Genomic DNA, 20768 nt, shown 5'->3' with positions numbered 1-20768 from the left:
CCCGTGAAGCCCTGGGGCACTCAGCTGGAAAGTCACACCGAAACTCCCAAACCAAATGAACGATCACATCTCAACTGAAAGTTTCCGTGTAAACCTTTCTCACACCGTCACTCAACGTGATTCTGTGTCTCCATCCCAAGCTTCTCAATCTGCCAACGTCCAGAAGCTTCCTCACCACTCCGTCTGGTTTGCTCGTGTCGTGCTCTATCTCACCTTCGTATCCCACGATGTTTTTCACCAGCTCGTACAGATGGTTGAGCATGATGTCTTCACCGGTTCCGACGTTCACGAAATAGTCTGGACAGATCTTTCTCATGTCTTCCGCATCGACGTTTTCCATCAGATACACGCACGCGTCGGCGAGATCGTCGACGTGAAGAAATTCTCTGTAGACGTTTCCGGTTCCCCAAACGACCACGCTGTTCTTTTTCACGCCCACCATTTCGAGCGCCTGAAGGACGCTGTCTTTACTGCTGAAGTCTATCCTGCCGTCCAGCCCGAAACCGAGCGGGTATCTCTTCATCTCCTTGATCAATCCATCCCAGTCCTGCCTCATGAGCAGTTTCGCGAGGTGGAACTTTCTCATGATCGCCGGTAGCACGTGGGCCGTTTCCAAATTGTAGTTGTCGTTGGGACCGTAGAGGTTCGTGGGCATCACGGATATGAAATTCGTCCCATATTGCTCGTTGAAGTACCGGCACAACTTTATCGCTGCGATCTTCGCTATCGCGTAGGGTTCGTTCGTCGGTTCGAGCGGTCCTGTGAGCAGGTATTCTTCTTTCATGGGCTGTGGCGCGTGCCTGGGATAGATGCAGGACGAGCCGAGGTTGAGGAGTTTCTTGACTCCGTATCTGTACGAAGCCTCGATCACGTTGGCTGCGATCATGATGTTCTGGTATATGAAATCGGCCTTGTAGGTCATGTTCGCGAGGATGCCGCCGACTTTCGCAGCCGCGAGGAAGACGTACTCGGGCCTCTCCTGTTCGAAGAACTCGCGCACCGCTTTCTGGTCCGTCAGATCGAGCTCCTGGTGGGTCTTCACGATTATGTTCGTGTATCCTTTTTCCTTCAGCTTTCTCACGATCGCACTGCCGACCATTCCCCTATGGCCCGCGACGTATATCTTCGAATCCCTCTTCACGGTCCCACCCCGGTATCACTCGTTGATGCGCTCGTTTCTCCACTTCTCCTTGACCGCCAGACCCAGATCGTGTTCGACCATGATCTTTATCAACTCTTCGAAGCTCACGCGCGGTTTCCAGCCGAGTTTTGTTCTCGCCTTCGTCGCATCGCCGATGAGAAGGTCCACTTCCGTCGGCCTGAAGTAGCGCGGATCGACTTCCACGACGATGTCACCCTTTTTCAAATGGTCCACGCTGAGTTTGAAGTTCCTGAGATCGGGATGCTTTTCTTTCAGTTTTTCAACGTGCTCCTGCGTTTTATACCTGTCTACATTTTTCACGATGCCCTTTTCATCGACACCGTGGCCCACCCATTCCAGTTCGATGCCGATCTCTCTGAACGCCCTTTCACAGAATTCCCTCACGGTGTGGCCTTCACCGGTGGCGAGGACGTAATCGTCGGGCTCAGGTTGCTGCAGCATGAGCCACATGCCCTCGACGTAATCTTTCGCGTAGCCCCAGTCCCTCACCGCGTTGAGGTTTCCGAGGTAAAGTTTCTTCTGCGTGCCGACGAGTATCCTGGTTGCGGCGCGGGTGATCTTTCTGGTGACGAAGGTTTCACCCCTTCTCTCCGATTCGTGGTTGAAGAGTATACCGTTGCAGGCGAAGATACCGTAAGCCTCCCTGTAATTGACGGTTATCCAGTAGGCGTAGAGCTTGGCGACGGCGTATGGGCTCCTCGGATAGAACGGTGTCGTTTCTTTCTGTGGAACTTCGACGGCTTTCCCGAACAGTTCGGACGTGCTGGCTTGGTAAAACTTCACCTTCTTTTCCATGCCGAGCAGCCTGATGGCTTCAAGCAGCCTGAGCACACCGAGCGCGTCCGCGTTGGCTGTGTATTCCGGTGTCTCGAACGAAACTTTCACGTGGCTCTGGGCACCGAGGTTGTAGATCTCGTCCGGCTGGATCTGCTGAAGCAGGCGGATCAGGTTGGTGGAATCTGTGAGATCTCCGTAGTGGAGAAACAAACGAACGTCCTTTTCGTGAGGATCGCGGTAAAGATGATCTATGCGCGCCGTGTTGAAGGAGGAACTTCTACGGATTATGCCGTGAACTTCGTAGCCTTTCTCGAGCAACAGTTCCGCAAGGAAACTGCCATCCTGGCCCGTGATCCCCGTTATGAGGGCTTTCTTCATGCTCTCATGACGCCCCTCTCGAGAAACTGTCTGACTTCCTCATCGATCTTCACGAACGGTGTGAGGAATTTCATCTTCGTTTTCCACAGCATCTTGCCGAGCACGACGAACGCCGGGAATTTGAATTTGAGTTCCTTCGCTATCCTGTAGCTTTCAACGTTCGCCTTCACGATGTTTTTGAGGCTCGCGTTGCTCATGCCGCCGAGACGGAATATCGATAAAACTTCGGGTACGTACACCACAGTGTTTGCCTTCGAAAACACCTGCCAGTGCATCTTTATGTCGGACGCTATTCGGTACCTTTCGTCGAAACCGCCTATGGATTTCAAAAGGTCTGCTCTCACAAGCGTACTCGCGTGCGGTGGATGCCAGCCGAAGTTCAGTTTTTCTATCGAGAAAGGTCCAGGGATGAAACATCTGCGAACCTTTTTCGTTTCTGGATCTATCATGAGCTGATCGCCGTAGACGACGTCAGGTGCTTCTTCACGGACTATCTCCATGACTTTCTTGAACTTGCTTGGAACGAGCGTGTCGCCAGCCCCGACGATCAGGATGTATTTTCCAGCGCTCATCTTTATGCCTTTGTTCAGCGCGTTGTACACACCGCTGTCTCTCTCGGAGATGAATCTGTCGACCACGCCTTTTCGATGGTACTCGGTGATGAGTTCCAGCGTGCCGTCCTGTGAGTTTCCATCGATGATCAGATACTCGATCGATGGATCGAGCCTTTTTATCTCAGACACGCATAAAAGTGTGTCGAGCAGTTCTTCTTTTACGTTGTAGGTTGGTGTAACGATGCTGATCAACGTTTCCAAGGGAATACCTCCTGCGTTGTCTGCTTCAACGCTACGTTGATGCATCTGTTTCAAGCATTTTCAGCGCTTCTCTCAATTTATCCAGCTGGTCCATCCTGCAGACCAGTATTCCGTGCTCACTCTCGACCACAGCGACATCGCTGACGCCTATCACGATCGTTGGTTTGCTCGTTTTCACGAACAGATTTTCTCCGTTCATCACGACCGCTCGCTTCGAATTGGCCACACCGAGTTCTTTCAGCGATCTGAAACTGCCAACGTCCGACCAGACAAAATCTGCTCTCACCATGAAGATCCTGTCGGCTTTTTCCATGAGGGCGTAGTCTATGCTTATGGATGGTGTTTGTTCGTAGATCTTTTTCGTGTCTTTCTCCGTCAAGAAAGGTCCTATCACCTGCGGTGCGTGCTTCTTCATCTGCTCGATGAAGTAGCTCACCCTGTACATGAACATACCACTGTTCCAAAAGTAGTTGCCCCGTTCTATGTAGATGGAGGCGGTGTCACGGTCCGGTTTCTCGTGGAATTTTTTAGCTTTGAAGATGCCCGGTTCGATCTGCTCACCCGCCTCAATGTAACCGTAGGCCGTTTCGACACGACTCGGAACTACTCCGAAGGTGATGATACCTTCGTGCGTTTGTAAAAACCGCTCGGCGATCTCCACGCACCGCCAGAATTTCTCAGTCTCTGGTATGTAGTGGTCCGATGGAACGATGAACACGATCTCTTCCGGAGCGAACATCAGAGTCGCGTACGTGCATGCGGGAGCAGTGTTCTTCTTCGCCGGTTCGAGCAGTACGTTTTCTTTCGGAAGTTCGGGTATTTCTCTGTAGGTGGCTTCGGCGTAAGAATGGTTCGTGACGATGTAGATGTCCTGTGGTTTCAACCTGAAGGATATCCTTTCGAAGGTTTCCCTCAAAAGGGTTTTGTTCGAAAAGAGCTTCAAGAACTGCTTCGGAGTTTCTTTCGTCGACAGAGGCCAGAATCGCTCCCCACTACCCCCCGCCAGGATGACACATTTCATCACCGCGCACCTCGCTTGAAGATCACGGCCTCAAAAGTTCTGAGCACGATGTTCAGATCCAGCCACACAGAATGGTTCTTAACGTAGTAAAGATCGTACTCGAGCTTGGTTCTGTACTCTTCCAAAGTAGTGGTGTGCCGATAGTTTATCTGCGCCCAGCCAGTGAGGCCGGGTTTGAGCTTGAGCCTGTAGAGATAGTAGGGTATTTTGTTTGCACACTGCAGATGGTATTCTACCATCTCCGGACGGGGTCCGACCAGGCTCATCGTGCCTTTGAGCACCAGCCATAGCTGGGGCAGTTCGTCGAGTCTGTATTTTCGAATGAATTTGCCGATTTTGAGCACTCTCTGTTCTATGTTTCTGTTCGGATCGGACGGATCGAAACCTTCCTGCTTGAGCGAGCGGAACTTTATGAATTCGAATTCCTTAGAGTCTCTGCCCACACGTTTCTGTCTGTAGATGACAGGCCTTCCGTCTTCCAGAAGGATCAGGATGGCGATGATCAGCATCACGGGTGATGTGACGATCAGACCCAGGGTGGCGAAGACAGCGTCCAGAATTCTCTTCGGTGCGCTCTCCACGACGCGGTTGAAAGAAGTTTCGTAGTAAGCTTTGAACCTGTCCACCAGGGCGAGCGGGATTCTCTTCAAAACGCTTTCGGCGATGTGTGGGAGAAAGACGATTTCAAGATTGTTCATTGTGGAAAGGCGTGATCGGAGCGATTCGTACATCGAGTAATCCGCCACGACTACGCCCGTTACATCGTCTCGAATCTTTTTGAGATCTTCCTCGCTCTCGATGAACTGAACGAACCTGTACTCATCGCTCTTCTGCTCTATTTCTCTGAGCAGTTCATCGAGTTCGTCCTTGCGGCCGATCACGGCGCAGTTTCCTGGCCTAACTCTTTTTTTGAGGAATTTGAAAAGATAATAACTGAGGAGCGATACTGCGAAGGTTGAAACGATCGTGTGCACGCCCAGTGGGGCCAGCCTCACTCTACCTACTCCACCGAAGAAGGACAGATAGATCAGGCGGGCGATCACGTAGTTCACAACGTTTGCAAACAGCAGCGCGATGAAAGATCTCACGATGAGCTGGTTGAAATCGCTCAGATTTTCTTTGTCGAAGACTCTGAAGGAAAACAGAGAAATGCACGCGGTGATGGCGGTCAGGATTGAACCTGCGAGCGATCTGGTCAGGATCAGATAGATGAGCGCCAGGGCGACGTAGTTCGATAGATAGAGCGCAAAGGAGCTGTATCTCTTCACCCATCTTCCCCCAAGCGTTTTTTTTACGATCCATCCTGAATTTTAACACACCCTTTTTCGGGCTTCGATCGTCTGGAAGTGAGATCCCGGGATCGTTCCACGTGCTGAGCTATGATAGTGTTGGGGGTGAAGCGTTTGAAGTTCGCGTTCAACGGGGCAACGACGATGGGGGCGAACCTCGCCGAAGACATCGTTTGTGCAAAGAAGGCTGGTTTCGAGATGCTCGAGATATGGAAGAGCAAGCTGTTTGACACGATCGAGAGTGACGGCGTCGAAGCGGTGAAAGAATTGTTCGAGCAGAACGCGTTGAAACCCGTGACGATCAATTCGATCGAGCAAGCGACGTTTTCGAACAGAGAAGAAAAGTTCAAAGAGTGTGAAAGGCTGTGCGAACTTGCGAACACGCTGAACGTGGAAGCCATCGTGGTCGTGCCGGGATTTGTCAGAGAAAGGCTCGATGAGGGAACGGTCGTGAAGGAATCCGTTGAGGTGCTCAAACAGATGGCACGCATCGCGGGAAGGTTCAAGGTGAAACTTGGTTTCGAGTTCCTCGGATTTCCAGACTGTTCGGTGAACACGCTCGTTCTCGCCTGGAAGATCGTCGAGCAGGTTGGTGAAGACAACGTCGATCTGATAATCGATACGTGTCACTTCTTCGCGGGTGGTTCGAAGCTGGAAGATCTTGAACGGATAGACGCTTCGAAGATCGTCATCGTGCACGTCAACGATCTGCCGAAGCTCGAAGATGTGAAAGACTCTGACAGACTCATGCCGGGCGACGGGATCTTGCCGCTGAGGGATTTTTTCAAGACCTTGAGAAAGATAGGTTATTCTGGTCCTGTGAGTGTGGAGCTGTTCAACGAGCGCTACTGGCAGTTGAACGCGTGCGAGGTGGCGAGGGAAGCCTTCGAGAAACTCAAAGTCTTTGTACAGAACAGCTGAATGAAGAAGGCGCCCGCGGCGCCTTCAAGCTTTTTTGATCGTGAACATCGTGTAGACCAGCACGAAGGCCAAGATGCAGACGATCCTGAGCCAGAGCACAGGTAAGAGCACCAGAACTCCGAGCGCGGCCAGTAACGATCTCATCGCGAGTGTGAGCTTGGTTTTGAAATAGCCTTCGATCGCGTAGCTCAGCGCCATCGCAGAAACCAGACCCGCCACGATCGCAAAAAGGTTGTTCAACCAGTTCGATTGGAGCAGAAAGCCGGCATCGTACATGAACGCGAACGGGATGATCATGGCGATCATACCCAGACGGAACGCCTGATAACCCGTGTCGGAAGGCTTCGCTCCGGAGATCGAACTGGCCGCGTAGGCTGCGAGCGCCACGGGTGGCGTGATCGCTGAGAAGACGGCGTAGTAGAAGACGAACATGTGTGATGCCAAAGGTTTGAAGCCGAGATTTATCAGCGCAGGAACAGCCAGGGCAGAAGCGACTATGTAGGCTGCCGTCGTCGGCAGACCCATTCCGAGCACTATGGCCATCAGCATGACCATGATCAGCGCCATGAAGGGAACGTTCTGAGCGAGACTGAATATGAAGCTGACCAGCTTGAACCCGATGCCCGTCAGGGTGACGGCGCCCACGACGATACCCGCAGCGGCACAGGCGATCGCCACGACGAAGATGTTTTTGGAACCGTCGAACAAAGCGTTCAGAATTCTCTTCGGACCCATGCGGTATCTCTTATCGAGGAGAGAAACGAGCCAGCTCACGATCAGGGCTGTCAACGCTGATCTCATTGGAGTATAACCTCTCATGATCATGATGACGAGTACGACGATCGGTGCGAGCACGTAGAGTTTTTTCAACACGTACTTCACGCTGGGGATCATCTCGTCGGGAAGGCCCCTCAAGCCGAGCTTGACGGCCCTCGCGTGGACCGACATGAACACATAGAAATAGTAAAGGACGGCAGGAATCAGGGCGGCGATCATCACCTGCCTGTAAGGAATTCCCAAAAACGAAGCCATTATGAACGCTGCAGCTCCCATGATGGGAGGCATGATCTGTCCACCGCTGCTTGCGACGGCCTCGACCGCACCCGCGAAAACGGGAGAAAAGCCGAGCTGTTTCATCATCGGTATGGTGAAGGTGCCAGTCGCGTACACGTTCGCAACGGCTGAGCCAGAGATGCTTCCGAACAATCCAGAGCTCACCACCGCGATCTTTGCGGGTCCTCCCACAGCCTTACCGGCCAGGGCTTTCGACAGGTCCATGAAGTATTCGCCCACACCGCTGTGCTCGAGAAAACCGCCGAGGATCAGGAACATCATGACGAGCGTGGCGGAAACTCCGAGTGGCGTGGAGAAGATTCCCTCACCCGTCAGATACAGATGCTCTATGATCCTGTCGTAAGTGACGTACATGCCCTTGAACTCGCCCGGCAGAAGGTGGCCTATGTACATGTAAAAGACCGATGCCGCTGCGAGGATGGTCAGCGCCAGACCGACGATCCTTCGGGTTGCCTCGAGGATCGTGATCACCAGGATCGTGCCGAGCAGGATCTGAACGGGTGTGACCTCGTCCACCTGGACCATTCTGTAGATGATCGTTTCGTAGTTCACGATGGCGTACAAACACGGCAGCAGAGCGAGTGTTGCAAGGAGCCAGTCGTACCAGGGGACTCTGTCCTTCGGGCTGTTCTTCGTCGCAGGATAGAAGATGAACGCGAGAGGCAGGGCGAAGGCCAAGTGTATGTTCCTCTGCAGGTAAGCTTCGAGGGTGCCAAAAACTGCGGTGTATATGTGAAAAATGGCCATCGCGACGAGCGAGAAGAACGCGAAATAGTACGTTGCCCCGTGGAGCTTGCGCATCTTCATCACCCCGTCAAAATGAGGGGGCAAAAGCCCCCTCGGGATTCACTTCTGCTCCGACCAGAACTTCAGGGCGCCGGGATGCGTCGGGACGTTCCCGGCGACGGCTTCTTTCGGGTTCAGTTCGGCCATGTCGGCGAAGGCTTTGGCGATCTGTTCCTTGTTCTTCCAGAGGGCTTCTGCGAGCTTGTACACGAGGTCTTCAGGCAGGTTTTCTCTGATCACGAGACAGGTGTAATCTCCAACGGTCGGGATGGGCTCGGTGACGCTCTTGTACACTCCTGGTTCGATGTAGAACTTGGTCGTGCCAAGATAATCCGCGAGGGCCTGAATGGCTTCCTCGTCCACGGGCAGTATGACGACGTCCGTTCGGCTTTCGATGTCCATGATCACCGACGCAACCCTGCTTATCTGGAACGCGAACATGTCCAGCTGGTTGTCACACAGCTGGTTTGCGCCGTCCGTGTACGATGCGAACGAAACTCTACCGCCCCAGGACTTGATGTCCGACCAGCTCACGCCGTAGCCCTTTTCGAAGAGCAACCTGATGACAAATTCGGAAGCGGTACCGGGCGTAAGGGTGGCGAACCTGATCGGCAGCTTTTTCTTGATAACATCTCCGAGGGTTTTGATGTTGTTCTTGGTGGCGTAGTCTTTCCTCATGATGAAGTATGCGTACTGTCTGTAGAGGTTCGCGAACAGCACCGTGCCCTTGATCGGTTCGCTGAACGGGTCGATCCCTTTCACAGCCGCGTTGAACACAGAAAGCGTGGTCAGTCCTATGTCGGCCTGACCTTTGGAGATGGTGACGATGTTAGACGTTCCACCACCCGTACCGCTGGTCGTTGGTATGACGTTCTGAGTCCACATTCCAGCGAGTGTACCACCGAGGGCGAACCACGTTCCACCGGACGGTCCAGAGACGAACCTCAACTGCGCGGGCCACTTTTCTGCCAGGACCAAACTCAGCAGACTGAACATCAGTACGAAGATCAACAACTTCTTCATACGCTCACCTCCCGAAAGGTTGAAAGATCAAAAGAATTATATCAACCCGGTCAGAGAATTCTGCACAGCGACGCGGCGAACACACCTGAAACTATCGGGGCGAGGAGCCACGCGCTCACCATCCACAGCACGGTCTTTCCACTCGACAGTTTCACGCCCCTCGCGTAACCTGCACCGATCACACCGCCCACGATGGCCTGGGATGCGGCCACCGGTACTCCGATGAAGCTGAAGGTGAAGAGGGTGGTCGCCTGCGCGAGCATCGCAACGACTGAGGAGAAATGATCGAGCGCAACGATCTGTTTTCCGACCGTGTCGATGACCCGCCTGCTGCTGGTGAGGACTCCGAAGGCTATGGATAAACCTCCGAGGAAAGCCGCGAGTTCGATCGAGTTGAAGTGAGTCAGCACGGGGCCCGTCACGTTGGCAACGTTGTTGGCACCGAGCGCGTAGGCATCGTACAGGCCCGCGAGCCACGATGCGGCGTAGATGAAGAGGTCCTGCAGGTGCGTTTTGTGGATCGTGCGAAACCAGAGTGCGAGTACGTGGTAGATGAAAAAAGCGATCATGGCGGCGAAAAAGGGTGTCAAGATCCAGCTCACCATGAATTTCACGATCGTGTGCCAGTTCATACTTTCGGCACCGATCCTTACCAGGCCAACTCCGACCAAGCCGCCGAAAACCGTCTGTGAGGCCGAGGCGGGAAAGCCGAGCCTGGTCAGAAGCAACATCGAAATACCGGCACAGAGAAGCACGATCACACCGTCGTACGGGCCAGCTGAACCCAGCGAGGAAACGTTTCTCAAACCTTCATGACCGTTCACGAGCGCTCCGAGCACGACGAAGATGGAAGCGATCAGCGTGATCTTTCTATGGTGAAACACTCCCGTGGCGATAGCGGGTCCAAGGATGGACGCGGTGTTGTTCGCCCCGAGGATCCAGCCGAGAAAAACTGCCGCGGCCACGTACAGCATCTTTTAACACCTCTCGATTCAGAACCGTGTGAATAGTATTTTAGCACGCGTCAGGAGAAAAGTTCACTGTTCCTGAGCGATCTGATGAGCTGCTGATAGTCCATCTCACCGCGCTCTATGAGGTCGGATTTCTCTTCGAGCTCGTGTGTCAGGGACTCGGCGGCGAACGCAGGATAATGCCGTTTCAACCAGGCGAAGACCCTCACACCCAGCTCGGTGGGGAAGAGGTACTCACCTTTCTGAACCACGTAGCCACGATCGAGCAGGGTTTGAACGATCTTCGCGTAGGTTGAGGGCCTGCCCAGCCCTCTTTCCTGCATCTGCTTCGTGAGGGTTCCCTGTGTGAACGGAAGGACTTTCGGGACGAACCTCACGTTCGCTGAAACTATCGTCACATCGCCTTCGGTGTGCTGAGTCTTCAGTGGCATGATCAGATCGAAGCCGTGTTCCAGAACTGTGTCGATCAGTTCCCATTCGAAGGTCTGTGAACCGAGTGTGAGCTTGAATTTTTTCTTCAACACTTTGACGGGCTTCATCTGAGAGGCGAGGAACCTTCTGTAGATCGCACCGTAAACGAGCTGGGCCTGTTTCGGAAGGGACAGTTGCACCCTTCCAAGCTCGATCCAGAGCCTGAGCTCTTCCGGTTTCAGACGCTTCGTGATCCTGATACACTCGTGCGCCCTGGCGGATGGATTTCTTCGTGGGAAAAAGAGTTCTCTGGAGAATTCTTCAAGGATGATCTGTTCGGCGAGTTTTATCCCGATCTCCGAGACGGTGAAACTGTCGGTTCTGTGGTAGGTGATCAGACCCTGTTCGAAGAGTTCCTGAAGGATGTCCATGAGGGTCGAGCAACCGAGCCTTCCACCCAGCTCGCTCAGCAGGGACGCGGTGTTGTAAGGTAAGGGCGGGTGTATTTCTTCCTCAAAACTTTCGACGAGCTCGATCTTCTTTCCCGCGAGTTTGTTCAACAGGTTTTTCACGTGGCTCGCATCTTCCAGCTCGAGATTGAGCCACACGCCGTTGTTTTTCTCATCTTTCGCGAAGAGCCTGACGATGGCCTTCTTCTGTTTCGCGAGCTCGTCCCGTTCGATGATCCATCCAAGCACGGGGGTCTGGACCCTGCCGGCGGACAGATCGTACCTCTTGAAAGCGCGCCACAGCTTGCTGGACAGTGAGAACCCGACCCACCTGTCCAGGATCCGGCGCGCCAGCTGAGCCTTCACCAAATTAAGATCGATCGTTCTCGGGGCATCTATGGCGCGTCTGAACGCGGGCTTGGTTACCTCGTGGAACTCGGCGCGCCTGATGTTTCGGTTGAAGGGTTTCAGCGCCATGGTCAGATCGTAGGCGATCTTTTCACCTTCCGCGTCCGGGTCCGTGGCGATCAATATTTCGTCGAACTGTACGGCGAGTTTTCTGAAGGCGTTCACCAGGTTCAGTTTGTCCTTCATCTTGGTATGCTTTTTCGAACAGGTTTGTGCGGTCGTCTGTTCGTTGCACTCTTCGCAGACCTTTATGCTCGTGTAGACGGGAACGTATTCGCCGTCCTTCTCAACCACGCCGTAGATGCCCTCATCCTCGACCAGATCGAAAACGTGACCGAGCGATGCGGTGATGGCGATCAGCCGATCACCCGTGGTCGTCTCCCAGACCGGAACATCGTCGACGAACCTCATCTGCGGTGTTCCGAAGAAGCGGGCGATGGTCCTCGCCTTGTTCGGCGATTCCACAACCACGAGGGTCGATTTCACAGAGATCTGCGTCGCAGCTTTTGATGAGAGGACCTTCACGATCGTTGCACGGTCTTCGTCGACTCTTTTCAGTTCCTGCTGCCAGTCTATTTCTTTCGCGTCGATGAAGTCGACATCGTCGAAGAAGAGTCTGAGCCTCTTTTTGAGGTTCTTGAACAGTCTCTCGTTCCAGTGGACGATCAGGCTTATCCCCCTGCTCACGCCGCCGGCGAACATGCGCGAGGTTCTACCGGAAGCCTGCAGGTACGTCGCGGCGTCCGCGAAGCTCACGTACAGTCCTTCTTCCCTTTCCCCTATCAATATGTCCTCTGAGTTCTTGAGCTTTTCGACGGTTTCGTTCTTTTCCAAAAGTTCTGCAAGAAAGTTCTCGATCTGTTGTCTCTGGGCCAGTGAAACGCGTCCGGACAGGACCTTCAGATATTTTTCGATCCGCTCGTCGTTCACAAAATTTCTCAATGCGAGAAGCAGTGAGCGCTGAACGTTCTCGTTCTCGAGTTTGAGCGGAAAGGTGAGGTGGGGAACGTCGAAGAATATCGCGTAGCGGATCGTGTCTGGCAGGTCGAGCCCCCTGACCAGGCTGTTGTTGGGCAGGGCGATCCCTACGGCGACTTCGAATTCTCCTTTTCTGAAACTTTCTGGATCGAAGTCTTCGTAGCTGACCGCCCGCACCCCGTGTTCTTTCAACCACGATACGAGTTCTTCGACCCCTTCTTTGCCAAATCTGGAACTCACGTAAACGAGCCCGCCTCTTCCGAACCTCTCGATCCAATCAAGAAGCTGCGCGCGAGCCGTTTCTTCGTCTTCCACCTCGACGAAACTGTCTAAAACGTTCCTCACCGAGATCCGAACGGGCGAGACATCGAAACCGAGAAGCTTTCTGAACAGCACCACGCGGTTCGTCCTGGGCTTCAAGGTCGCGGAAGACACGACGAGCACCGCCGTGTTCTCAGGTGGGCTTTCGAGCTGATTCTTCAGCGCCAGTTCGATGTGGGACTGATCGAAGCCGAGTAGCCTCAGAACTTTGTCCACATTCTTTCCTGACTTCAGCAGCGAGTCTGTGTCGTCAACGAAGATGAATTCGAACCTTTTATCTTCGAGTATGTCGAAATTCTGCGCGAGGAACATGTTCGTGGTGATGAGGATGTCGAAGTCGCCCTGCTCGATCTTTTTCTTTTCGTTCTCTTTGCCTGTGTAGGCAACCACCCTTTTGTTCGTGAAGGATTCGCATCTGTTTTTCACCTGTTCAACGAGCATCCGCGTCGGAACGAGTATGTAAGATTTGCCATCGAGGAAACTCGCCATGGCCGCACCGAAGGTGGTTTTTCCCACACCCGTGGGTGCAACGATGGCGAAGCTTTGTTTCTGAAAGACGCGCTTCGCCCAGAGCCTCTGCAGTGACCACGGAGGATTGCCCACCCTTTCTTCAAAAAATTCCGCAAACTGTCGCTCTTTCTCTGCAAGTTCGCACACGAAGCTGTAGAACTTTTTTTCTTTCAAAAGTTCACACAGGTCTCCCTTTTCGATTTCCGGGAGGCACTTTTCGCAGGCCAGACCCTCCTGGAGCCTTTCCGCTTCGATCCTGCCACCGCAGTTTGGACAGAGCGCATCGTAAACGGCGAGTGGCATGTTGTCACCTCACTCTCACGATTGTAGCAAAAAAGCCCCGCCGGGAGCGGGGCGAGAAAATGAGAAGCTCACTTCATTTACCCTTCAGCTTTTCTTCCAGCTTCTTCGCAAGAACCTGTTTTATCGCGAAGTACGCAGGTTTGGGATTGTAGTCTCTGTCGAAAATCAGAGCGTGATCGTAGCCTGTGAAGAAGCCCGGCACCCAGGAGTATTTGTCGGTGAAGCCCCAGAACTGTATGGCTTCGACCGCCGGATTTTCGAGGCAGATTTCGAATATTTTCGCGTATATCTCGGCCTGCTTTTGTAGATGCTCCTGCGTGGCGTTTTTGGGAATCCTCACGTCCATCTCGGTGATGTAGAGTTTGAGTCCCAGGTCGGCAAACCTCTTCAAATTGTTCCTGAAGCTCTCGTAGTTGATCCCGTTGATGTCTATGTGCATCTGAAAGCCCACGCCGTCGATCGGTACGCCCTTCTCTTTGAGCTCTTTCACGAGCTGGTAAACGAAATTCGACTTGGGATTGATCGTTTCTATGTTGTAGTCGTTGTATATGAGAGTGGCGTCTGGATCCGCTTCCCTGGCCCAGATGAAGGCCTTTTCTATGTACTCCGGGCCTATGACTTTGTACCAGATCGTTTCCCGGTACCTCCCAGCGTCGCTGACCGCCTCGTTCACAACGTCCCATATCTTGACTTTTCCTTTGAAATATCCCACGACTGTCTTTATATGTTCTTCAAGAACCTGGAGCAGTTCTTCTTTCGTCCATTCCTTGTTCAACCAGGGTGGGAGCTGGTTGTGCCAGACTAAGGTGTGACCGTGGACGACCATGCCGTTCTCGAGCGCGAACTTGACGTGTCTTTCGGCCTTCGAAAAATCGTACCTGTCACGCTCCGGGTGTATGCTGTCCCACTTCATGTGGTTCTCAGGCGTCAGTATGTTGAACTCTCGCTTTGCAACCTCCATGTACGTGCTGCCATCTGCGAGGACCCAGAAGTTGTTGATCGACGCAAAACCGACGTAGATTCCCAACTTTTCCGCTAAGGATCTCAAAGTTTCTCCCTCCAATCCGTTCGATGCAAGTCCCAATGTCAAAAGAGACAACAGAAACGCAACCAGCAGTTTTTTCACGCTCTTCACCCCCATCTTTAAGGATAATTTATTCAGCTCCATGTAACAAGCGGCGGTTTTTCGTGATTTTTCATCAAAGATCAAGAAACCTTGAGATAAGTGACAGAAACCGGGAATATTTCCCGGCGATCACCGAAAATCCCGGAAAACGCGCCTTGATTTTTAAACGGTGTTTTCTTAAGATACTTCCAGAAAGGAAAAAAAGCATCACATCATTCAGGGGGTGAGCGTGGATGAAGAAGGTTCTCCTCATCGGTTTGGTGCTGGCATTGTTCGCAGGTCTTTCCCTCTCGCAGGAGTTGCCTCCAGGCATTCCAAGGAACGAAACTCTCATCGCTCAATGGTTGACGGGAAGGGCTGCGAACCCTGGAAACTTCAACATCTGGGCGACGTGGGTCTGGAACGACAGGGGAATTCAGAACCTGTTGCTCGAGCCGCTGTGGTGCATGGAGTACGCGGTTGGAGAGGTCATCAACGCCCTGGCGGCAGAACCTCCAATCTACAGTCCAGACTTCACGCAACTGACGATCAAGTTGAGGAAGGGTGTCTACTGGAGCGATGGCGTGCCGTTCACCGCAGACGATCTGATTTACACGATCGAACTGTCCAAGAAAACGAGTGGCTTCGGCTATCACACCCAGATGCAGCAGGTGAAAGAGATGGTCAAGATCGACGACTACACGGTGCTCATCAAACTTGAGAAACCGAATTCGAGGTTCCACATCAACTTCGTCGACAGATGGGGAGCGTTCAGACCACTCCCGAAACACATATTCGAAAAGGTTGAAGATCCTCTGAGCTTCAACTTCAACCCACCAGTCGGTACAGGCCCATACGTGCTCCACTCTTACGATCCAGGCGGATACTGGATACTGTGGCAGAGGAGAGATGACTGGCAGAGAACACCCACCGGTATGCTGTACGGTATGCCACAACCGAAGTACGTGTTGATGGTGTTCTACAGCGCTGCAGAAAAGAGAGTGCTTGCCATGGCGCAACACAACCTCGACATCTCTGACTTCTCCTACGAGGCCCTGCAGGTGGTTCTCAGGAGGGTCAAGACCGCACGCGCGTGGAGAAAAGACTTCCCGTGGACGGTGAACATCGATCCGTGCGTCACCGGTTTGCACTTGAACAACGCAATAGAACCCTTCAACAATCCTGAGGTCAGATGGGCACTCACGCTGGCGATCGACATCGTCGAATACGCCGCCAATGCGTTCGACGGAGCCGTCACGCTGTCACCGATACACATCCCGCTCGTGCCAGCATACTACGAGTGGTACTACAAGCGCATGGAAGAGTGGCTGATGAACTTCGAACTCGATCTTGGAAACGGTGAAAAGTTCAAACCTTACGATCCAACAGCGGGTCTGAGGCTCGCAGAGTACGCGAAGAAGAGAGGTTATCCTGTACCCGACGATCCTGAACAGATCAAGAAGATCTTCGGACCCGGCTGGTGGAAGTACGCACCCGACGTTGCGGAGAAGCTCCTCAAGAAGAACGGTTTCTACAGAGACGCGCAAGGAAAATGGCGCCTGCCCAACGGCGAGCTCTGGAAGATCACGATCAACACGGGTAACAACCCTGCTGGGCCAGCTGAGAGGAACGCCTTCGCTGCCGTTCAGGCGTGGACGAAGTTCGGTATCGACGTTGTCGCACAGTCGCTGGAAATTGCACAGAACGCGCAGGGTGAGTTCGAAGTGTCGACAGATTGGCCCGCTGCAGAGCCGTGGGGTGGTCATCCGGATCTGTCCAGAACACTCACGCCGTACTATTCTGCGTACGTACCAGCGCTTGGTGAAGGTGCACCGTGGGGTAACTACGCACGCTTCACCGATCCGAGAATGGACAAGATCATCGAAGAACTGCAGGTAACTGACTGGAACGATACTGAGAAGTTGATCGAGCTCGGTATCGAGGCTCTCAAGATCCTGGTCGAGAAGATGCCAACGATACCAACCTTCAACTATCCTGGCGTCATCGCGTGGGACGAATACTACTGGACGAACTTCCCGGGTGCTGAGAACATGTACGCACAGCCTTATCCACACTGGCCGAACTTCAAGTACATGTTGCCGTTCCTGAAACCGACAGGAAAGAAGTGATGATCTGATCCTTGATGAAGGGCCGGGGCGACCCCGGCCCTTTTAAAAACGCAGACAAGGAGGTTGAAAGTTTTGAGCTTCGTCAAACGTTATCTCCTTCCTCGTTTAGTGACTTACGTTCTCGTCATCTGGCTGGGTATCACCATGGTGTTCTTCATTCCCCGTTTCCTCCCTACAGACCCGGTTCAGAGCTTTATAGACCGTCTGTCTTCACAGGGTACTTACTGGGACCCGGCGGCAGTACAGGAGACGATAAGAACTCTGAGACAGCTCTACGGTCTTGAAGGAACCCTCTGGGAGCAGTACGTGGGATTCTGGAAGCGACTCTTCACGGGAAACTTTGGTCCGTCGTACTTTCAATTTCCAACACCTGTCATCGTACTCATAAAACAATCTCTGCCGTGGACGGCTGGGTTGCTCCTCGTGACCACCCTGATTTCCTGGATCGTCGGAAACATTCTCGGAGGACTCGCGGGGTACTATTCCGATAGAAACTGGGGTAAGGTGCTCGACGGCATCGCGATGGTGATAAGACCCATGCCTTACTACATCTTAGCACTCGCGCTCCTGATCCTGCTGGCCTACGTGATCCCCGTTTTCCCCATCGGTGGAGGCTTCAGGATAGGCACGAAGTTCACTTTCACCCTGGAGAACGTGCTGATACTTCTCAAGTACGCGTTTCTCCCGGCGCTGTCTCTGGTGCTGATCGGCACGTTCGCCTGGTTCCAGGGCATGAAACTCATCGTCCAGGGGGTCAGGTCGGAAGATTATGTCAAGTACGCGAAGATGGGTGGAATAGAGGAGAACAGGATCGTCAGCAAGTACGTCATAAGGAACGCGATGCTTCCTCAGATAACGGGTCTTGCACTGTCCTTAGGCCAGATATTCAGTGGTGCTTTGATCACCGAAATAGTGTTCTCATATCCGGGCATCGGAATGCTCATGTACAGTGCCATCTTCTCCGGCGATTACAATCTCTTGCTGGGTGCGAGCACGCTTTCCATTCTTCTGGTTACGACGAGCATTCTTTTGATAGACCTGCTTTATCCACTCTTCGACCCGAGAGTGAGATACAGATGAGGAAGGAGTGAAAGCATGCGTGTGCTGAAAGACCTTCTCAGAGACGGTCGCTTTGCGTTCGGTTTCTCTGTGCTCCTGGTCCTAGTGTTCCTTTCCGTACTTTCGTTCTTCTCCCCGTACGGTCCTTACGAACGCAATCCGTTGATGCGCGATCTACCTCCAAAATGGCCACACATTCTGGGGACCAACTCCCTCGGTCAGGACATTTTCTGGCAGCTCACCTTCGCGGTGAGGAATTCTCTCGTCATGGCCCTCATCGCCGCTTTGATTTCCAGAGTCATCGCGATCATCATAGGTGTGATCGCCGGGTACAAAGGAGGTCTCGTGGACAGGATCTTGACGTTTCTCTGTGATACTTTCCTCGTGGTGCCTCTGTTCATCATCATCGTCCTCGTGGCAACCATAACGAAGGGAAGGATGAGCCTGCCCATGCTCGGACTGTTGCTTGGAGTGTTCGGTTGGGCGTGGGATGCAAGAGTCATAAGGTCCCAGGTTCTGAGTTTGAGAGAAAGGGATTTCACATACACCGCCGTTCTTTCTGGTTTGAAGGCGTTCTCGGTTGTCTCAAAAGAGTACCTTCCGTTTTTGGTCCCGCTCATCTTCGCCACGCTCATAGGAAACATGTCCTGGGCGATAGGTATGGAGGTCACTCTCGCGTTTCTGGGAGTTTCAAACCTCATGTTGCCCACGCTCGGAACGATGCTCCAGTGGGCGATAAACTACCAGGCGCTTCTTCTGGGGTACTGGTGGTGGGTGCTGACACCGGTGGTGACGTCCGTGTTCCTCTTCATAGCGCTGTATTTGATATCGATCAGTATCAGCGCGTATCTCGACCCGAGGATGAGGATACAGAGAATAGGACAGGCTTGAGGTGAGATCGATGGAAATGTTGAGGACGGAGCAGCTCAAATCTTATTATGTGCTGGAGATCTTCGGCCGGAAAAGAATCATCAAAGCTGTGGACGATGTGAGTTTGTCCGTCGATGAGAATCAGATCTACGGCATAGCGGGGGAGAGTGGCTGTGGTAAGAGCACGCTTTTGAAAGCCATCTTCGCTGCGATAGAGCCACCACAGAAGATATTCGGTGGAAGGCTTTACTACTTCGTCGACGGGCAGGCCGTGGACGTGTATTCACTCAGCGAGGAGGAAAGGAGGAAGCTTCGCTGGAGATTCATCTCGTACGTTCCACAGGGTTCCATGAGCGTGCTGAATCCGGTTGTGAAGATAAAGGAAACCTTCAAGGATTTCATTGAAAGTCACGTGAAAGGAAAAACGAAAGACGAAGCATACGAAATGGCGAAAGTTCACATAAGGGAGCTCGGATTGCCCGTCACGTTGCTGGACGCCTATCCTCACCAGCTCTCTGGGGGCATGAGGCAGAGGGTGACCATTGCACTGGCAACGGTCCTGTCACCTAAGGTGATCATGGCAGACGAGCCGACGACGGCGCTCGACGTCGTGACCCAGAGGGGTGTCATACAGCTTCTGAGGGATATTCAGAAGGCCAACAGGAACACGCTGATTCTGGTCACGCACGATATGGGCGTGCACGCCAACATTTCGGACAGGATAGCGATCATGTACGCGGGTAAGATCATCGAAGAAGGACCCACCGAAGCGATCTTCAACAATCCCACGCATCCTTACACCAGGTATCTGATACGTTCCCTGCCGAAGTTTGGAGACAGAATGAGGAGAGAGAGTGTCCCAGGCAGTCCTCCTTCTTTGGAGAAGCTCCCGAGCGGTTGCGCGTTCCACCCGAGGTGCCCACACGTCTTCGACAGGTGCACTGAGGAAACGCCAGCACTCATCGAATGTGAAAAAGACCACATGGCAGCCTGCTGGCTCGTTCAGGAGGGAAAGAGATGAGCCTGTTGCAAGTGAAGAGACTGACGAAAGTTTTCACCATAGGAAGCATTTTTTCGAGATTGAAGATTCTCGCGGTTGATAACGTGACGTTCGAGATCAACGAGGCGGAGATATTCACGCTCGCCGGAGAGAGTGGATGTGGCAAGACGACGACCGCGAGGATCATCCTTGGCTTTGAAGAGCCAACATCGGGAGAGATCCACTACAAGGGAAAGAGGATAGACAATCTGAAAACGGAGGAGAGAAGACGGCTTTTGAAAGAGATACAGGCGGTGTTTCAGAACCCGTTCTCCACTTTCAATCCGCTCAGAAAGGTCGAGAGCTATTTCTACGACACGTTGTTCAATCTCGGTGTGGCTCAAGAACGAGAAGAAGCGAGAAGGATCATAGAAGAAAAGCTCGAGGCCGTGGGTATAGCCTTCGAGGAATTCTGTGAAAAGTATCCGAGCGAGTTCTCCGGAGGACAGCTCCAGAGAATCTCCATCGCGAGGGCACTCCTCACGAATCCGAAACTGCTCGTGGCGGACGAGCCCGTGTCCATGGTGGACGCGTCTCTGAGGATGTCCATAGTGAACCTGTTCAAAGATCTGAGAGACAAGTACGGTTTGAGCGTGCTGTACATCACACACGATCTCGCCACAGCTTACTACGTGAGCGATCGAATGGCGATAATGTTCCGCGGCGAGATCGTCGAGCTCGGTCCTGCAGAAAAAGTGTTGCAGGAGCCGAAACATCCTTACACGCGTCTGCTCCGAGAATCGGTGCCAGAGCCCGATCCATCCAGACGCTGGACGACGAAGGTGGTCCTCGCGGATCAGGAGCACGAAGAGTATCTGAGAACAGGGTGCAAGTTCGCTGGAAGGTGTCCGAACGCTATGGAAATCTGCAAGAAGGAATCACCTCCTTATTTTGAGGTCAATGGGGTCCAGGTGAAATGTTTCCTGTACAGATGAAACGCTACTGGGTGGTTTTGGTTGCTATTGCTTC

16 protein-coding genes are annotated in these 20768 nt (G+C 53.0%); 6 read left to right on the top strand and 10 right to left on the bottom strand.

Annotated features, from left to right (window positions below):
* Positions 1-70: 70 nt before the first annotated feature.
* From TSP01S_RS07150 to TSP01S_RS07130, 5 genes are read right to left on the bottom strand one after another with little or no spacing between them, the layout of a single operon-like run.
* Complete coding sequence (locus TSP01S_RS07150) at positions 71-1141, bottom strand: GDP-L-fucose synthase family protein (RefSeq protein ID WP_041077412.1); 1071 nt, start codon at positions 1139-1141, stop codon at positions 71-73.
* Between the two features lie 15 nt (positions 1142-1156).
* The gene (gmd, locus tag TSP01S_RS07145) at positions 1157-2317 is read right to left on the bottom strand and encodes a GDP-mannose 4,6-dehydratase (RefSeq protein WP_041077411.1); all 1161 of its coding nucleotides are present in this window, start codon (positions 2315-2317) and stop codon (positions 1157-1159) included.
* Positions 2314-3132, bottom strand: coding sequence for a glycosyltransferase family 2 protein (locus tag TSP01S_RS07140; RefSeq protein WP_041077410.1), 819 nt, complete (start codon positions 3130-3132; stop codon positions 2314-2316). The genes gmd and TSP01S_RS07140 overlap by 4 nt, the downstream gene beginning before the upstream one ends.
* A 31-nt stretch (positions 3133-3163) precedes the next feature.
* Positions 3164-4153 (bottom strand): mannose-1-phosphate guanylyltransferase, encoded by a 990-nt coding sequence (locus tag TSP01S_RS07135; RefSeq protein ID WP_041077409.1) that lies wholly within the window; start codon positions 4151-4153, stop codon positions 3164-3166.
* The gene (locus TSP01S_RS07130) at positions 4153-5421 is read right to left on the bottom strand and encodes an exopolysaccharide biosynthesis polyprenyl glycosylphosphotransferase (protein ID WP_041077408.1); all 1269 of its coding nucleotides are present in this window, start codon (positions 5419-5421) and stop codon (positions 4153-4155) included. The genes TSP01S_RS07135 and TSP01S_RS07130 overlap by 1 nt, the downstream gene beginning before the upstream one ends.
* Positions 5422-5556: 135 nt before the next feature.
* On the opposite strand from TSP01S_RS07130, the gene TSP01S_RS07125 reads away from it, so the two are divergent.
* Positions 5557-6363 carry a sugar phosphate isomerase/epimerase family protein gene (locus TSP01S_RS07125; RefSeq protein WP_171816813.1) on the top strand — a complete coding sequence of 269 codons (807 nt, stop codon included), beginning with the start codon at positions 5557-5559 and terminating at the stop codon, positions 6361-6363.
* Positions 6364-6387: 24 nt separating this feature from the next.
* Here the strand turns inward: TSP01S_RS07125 and TSP01S_RS07120 are convergent, their stop codons facing one another.
* From TSP01S_RS07120 to TSP01S_RS07100, 5 genes are all read right to left on the bottom strand, one after another.
* Positions 6388-8238: a TRAP transporter permease gene (locus tag TSP01S_RS07120; protein WP_041077407.1), complete on the bottom strand. Its 1851-nt coding sequence runs from the start codon at positions 8236-8238 to the stop codon at positions 6388-6390.
* Between the two features lie 45 nt (positions 8239-8283).
* Positions 8284-9246, bottom strand: a complete 963-nt coding sequence (locus tag TSP01S_RS07115; protein WP_041077406.1) for a TAXI family TRAP transporter solute-binding subunit — start codon at positions 9244-9246, stop codon at positions 8284-8286.
* A 50-nt stretch (positions 9247-9296) separates the two neighbouring features.
* A complete protein-coding gene (locus tag TSP01S_RS07110) occupies positions 9297-10220 on the bottom strand; it encodes an inorganic phosphate transporter (protein WP_041077405.1) in 924 nt (307 codons plus the stop codon).
* Between the two features lie 50 nt (positions 10221-10270).
* The gene (gene rgy, locus TSP01S_RS07105) at positions 10271-13597 is read right to left on the bottom strand and encodes a reverse gyrase (RefSeq protein WP_041077404.1); all 3327 of its coding nucleotides are present in this window, start codon (positions 13595-13597) and stop codon (positions 10271-10273) included.
* Positions 13598-13670: 73 nt separating this feature from the next.
* The gene (locus TSP01S_RS07100) at positions 13671-14723 is read right to left on the bottom strand and encodes an endo-1,4-beta-xylanase (protein WP_231848539.1); all 1053 of its coding nucleotides are present in this window, start codon (positions 14721-14723) and stop codon (positions 13671-13673) included.
* A 233-nt stretch (positions 14724-14956) separates the two neighbouring features.
* Between TSP01S_RS07100 and TSP01S_RS07095 the strand changes: the two genes are divergently transcribed.
* The 5 genes from TSP01S_RS07095 to TSP01S_RS07075 all read left to right on the top strand — a co-directional run bounded on the left by TSP01S_RS07095 (position 14957) and on the right by TSP01S_RS07075 (position 20734).
* The gene (locus TSP01S_RS07095; protein ID WP_041077402.1) at positions 14957-16831 is read left to right on the top strand and encodes an ABC transporter substrate-binding protein; all 1875 of its coding nucleotides are present in this window, start codon (positions 14957-14959) and stop codon (positions 16829-16831) included.
* Positions 16832-16903: 72 nt separating this feature from the next.
* Positions 16904-17911: an ABC transporter permease gene (locus TSP01S_RS07090; RefSeq protein WP_041078599.1), complete on the top strand. Its 1008-nt coding sequence runs from the start codon at positions 16904-16906 to the stop codon at positions 17909-17911.
* Positions 17912-17926: 15 nt separating this feature from the next.
* Complete coding sequence (locus TSP01S_RS07085; protein WP_041077401.1) at positions 17927-18781, top strand: ABC transporter permease; 855 nt, start codon at positions 17927-17929, stop codon at positions 18779-18781.
* Positions 18782-18791: 10 nt separating this feature from the next.
* On the top strand, positions 18792-19781 hold the full coding sequence (locus TSP01S_RS07080; protein ID WP_041077400.1) for an ABC transporter ATP-binding protein: 990 nt from the start codon (positions 18792-18794) through the stop codon (positions 19779-19781).
* A complete protein-coding gene (locus tag TSP01S_RS07075; RefSeq protein WP_041077399.1) occupies positions 19778-20734 on the top strand; it encodes an ABC transporter ATP-binding protein in 957 nt (318 codons plus the stop codon). The genes TSP01S_RS07080 and TSP01S_RS07075 overlap by 4 nt, the downstream gene beginning before the upstream one ends.
* Positions 20735-20768 lie beyond the last annotated feature (34 nt).

Source organism: Thermotoga caldifontis AZM44c09, assembly GCF_000828655.1.
GTDB lineage: Bacteria > Thermotogota > Thermotogae > Thermotogales > DSM-5069 > Pseudothermotoga_A > Pseudothermotoga_A caldifontis.
The sequence above is the reverse complement of the archived record's forward strand: the minus strand, read 5'-3'. Positions and strand labels throughout refer to the sequence as shown.

Coding starts and splice junctions, on each gene's coding strand:
- gmd (WP_041077411.1), bottom strand. CDS start 2,317: ATGAAGAAAGCCCTCATAACGGGGATCACGGGCCAGGATGGCAGTTTC.
- TSP01S_RS07135 (WP_041077409.1), bottom strand. CDS start 4,153: ATGAAATGTGTCATCCTGGCGGGGGGTAGTGGGGAGCGATTCTGGCCT.
- TSP01S_RS07120 (WP_041077407.1), bottom strand. CDS start 8,238: ATGCGCAAGCTCCACGGGGCAACGTACTATTTCGCGTTCTTCTCGCTC.
- TSP01S_RS07115 (WP_041077406.1), bottom strand. CDS start 9,246: ATGAAGAAGTTGTTGATCTTCGTACTGATGTTCAGTCTGCTGAGTTTG.
- TSP01S_RS07110 (WP_041077405.1), bottom strand. CDS start 10,220: ATGCTGTACGTGGCCGCGGCAGTTTTTCTCGGCTGGATCCTCGGGGCG.
- rgy (WP_041077404.1), bottom strand. CDS start 13,597: ATGCCACTCGCCGTTTACGATGCGCTCTGTCCAAACTGCGGTGGCAGG.
- TSP01S_RS07095 (WP_041077402.1), top strand. CDS start 14,957: ATGAAGAAGGTTCTCCTCATCGGTTTGGTGCTGGCATTGTTCGCAGGT.
- TSP01S_RS07085 (WP_041077401.1), top strand. CDS start 17,927: ATGCGTGTGCTGAAAGACCTTCTCAGAGACGGTCGCTTTGCGTTCGGT.
- TSP01S_RS07080 (WP_041077400.1), top strand. CDS start 18,792: ATGGAAATGTTGAGGACGGAGCAGCTCAAATCTTATTATGTGCTGGAG.
- TSP01S_RS07075 (WP_041077399.1), top strand. CDS start 19,778: ATGAGCCTGTTGCAAGTGAAGAGACTGACGAAAGTTTTCACCATAGGA.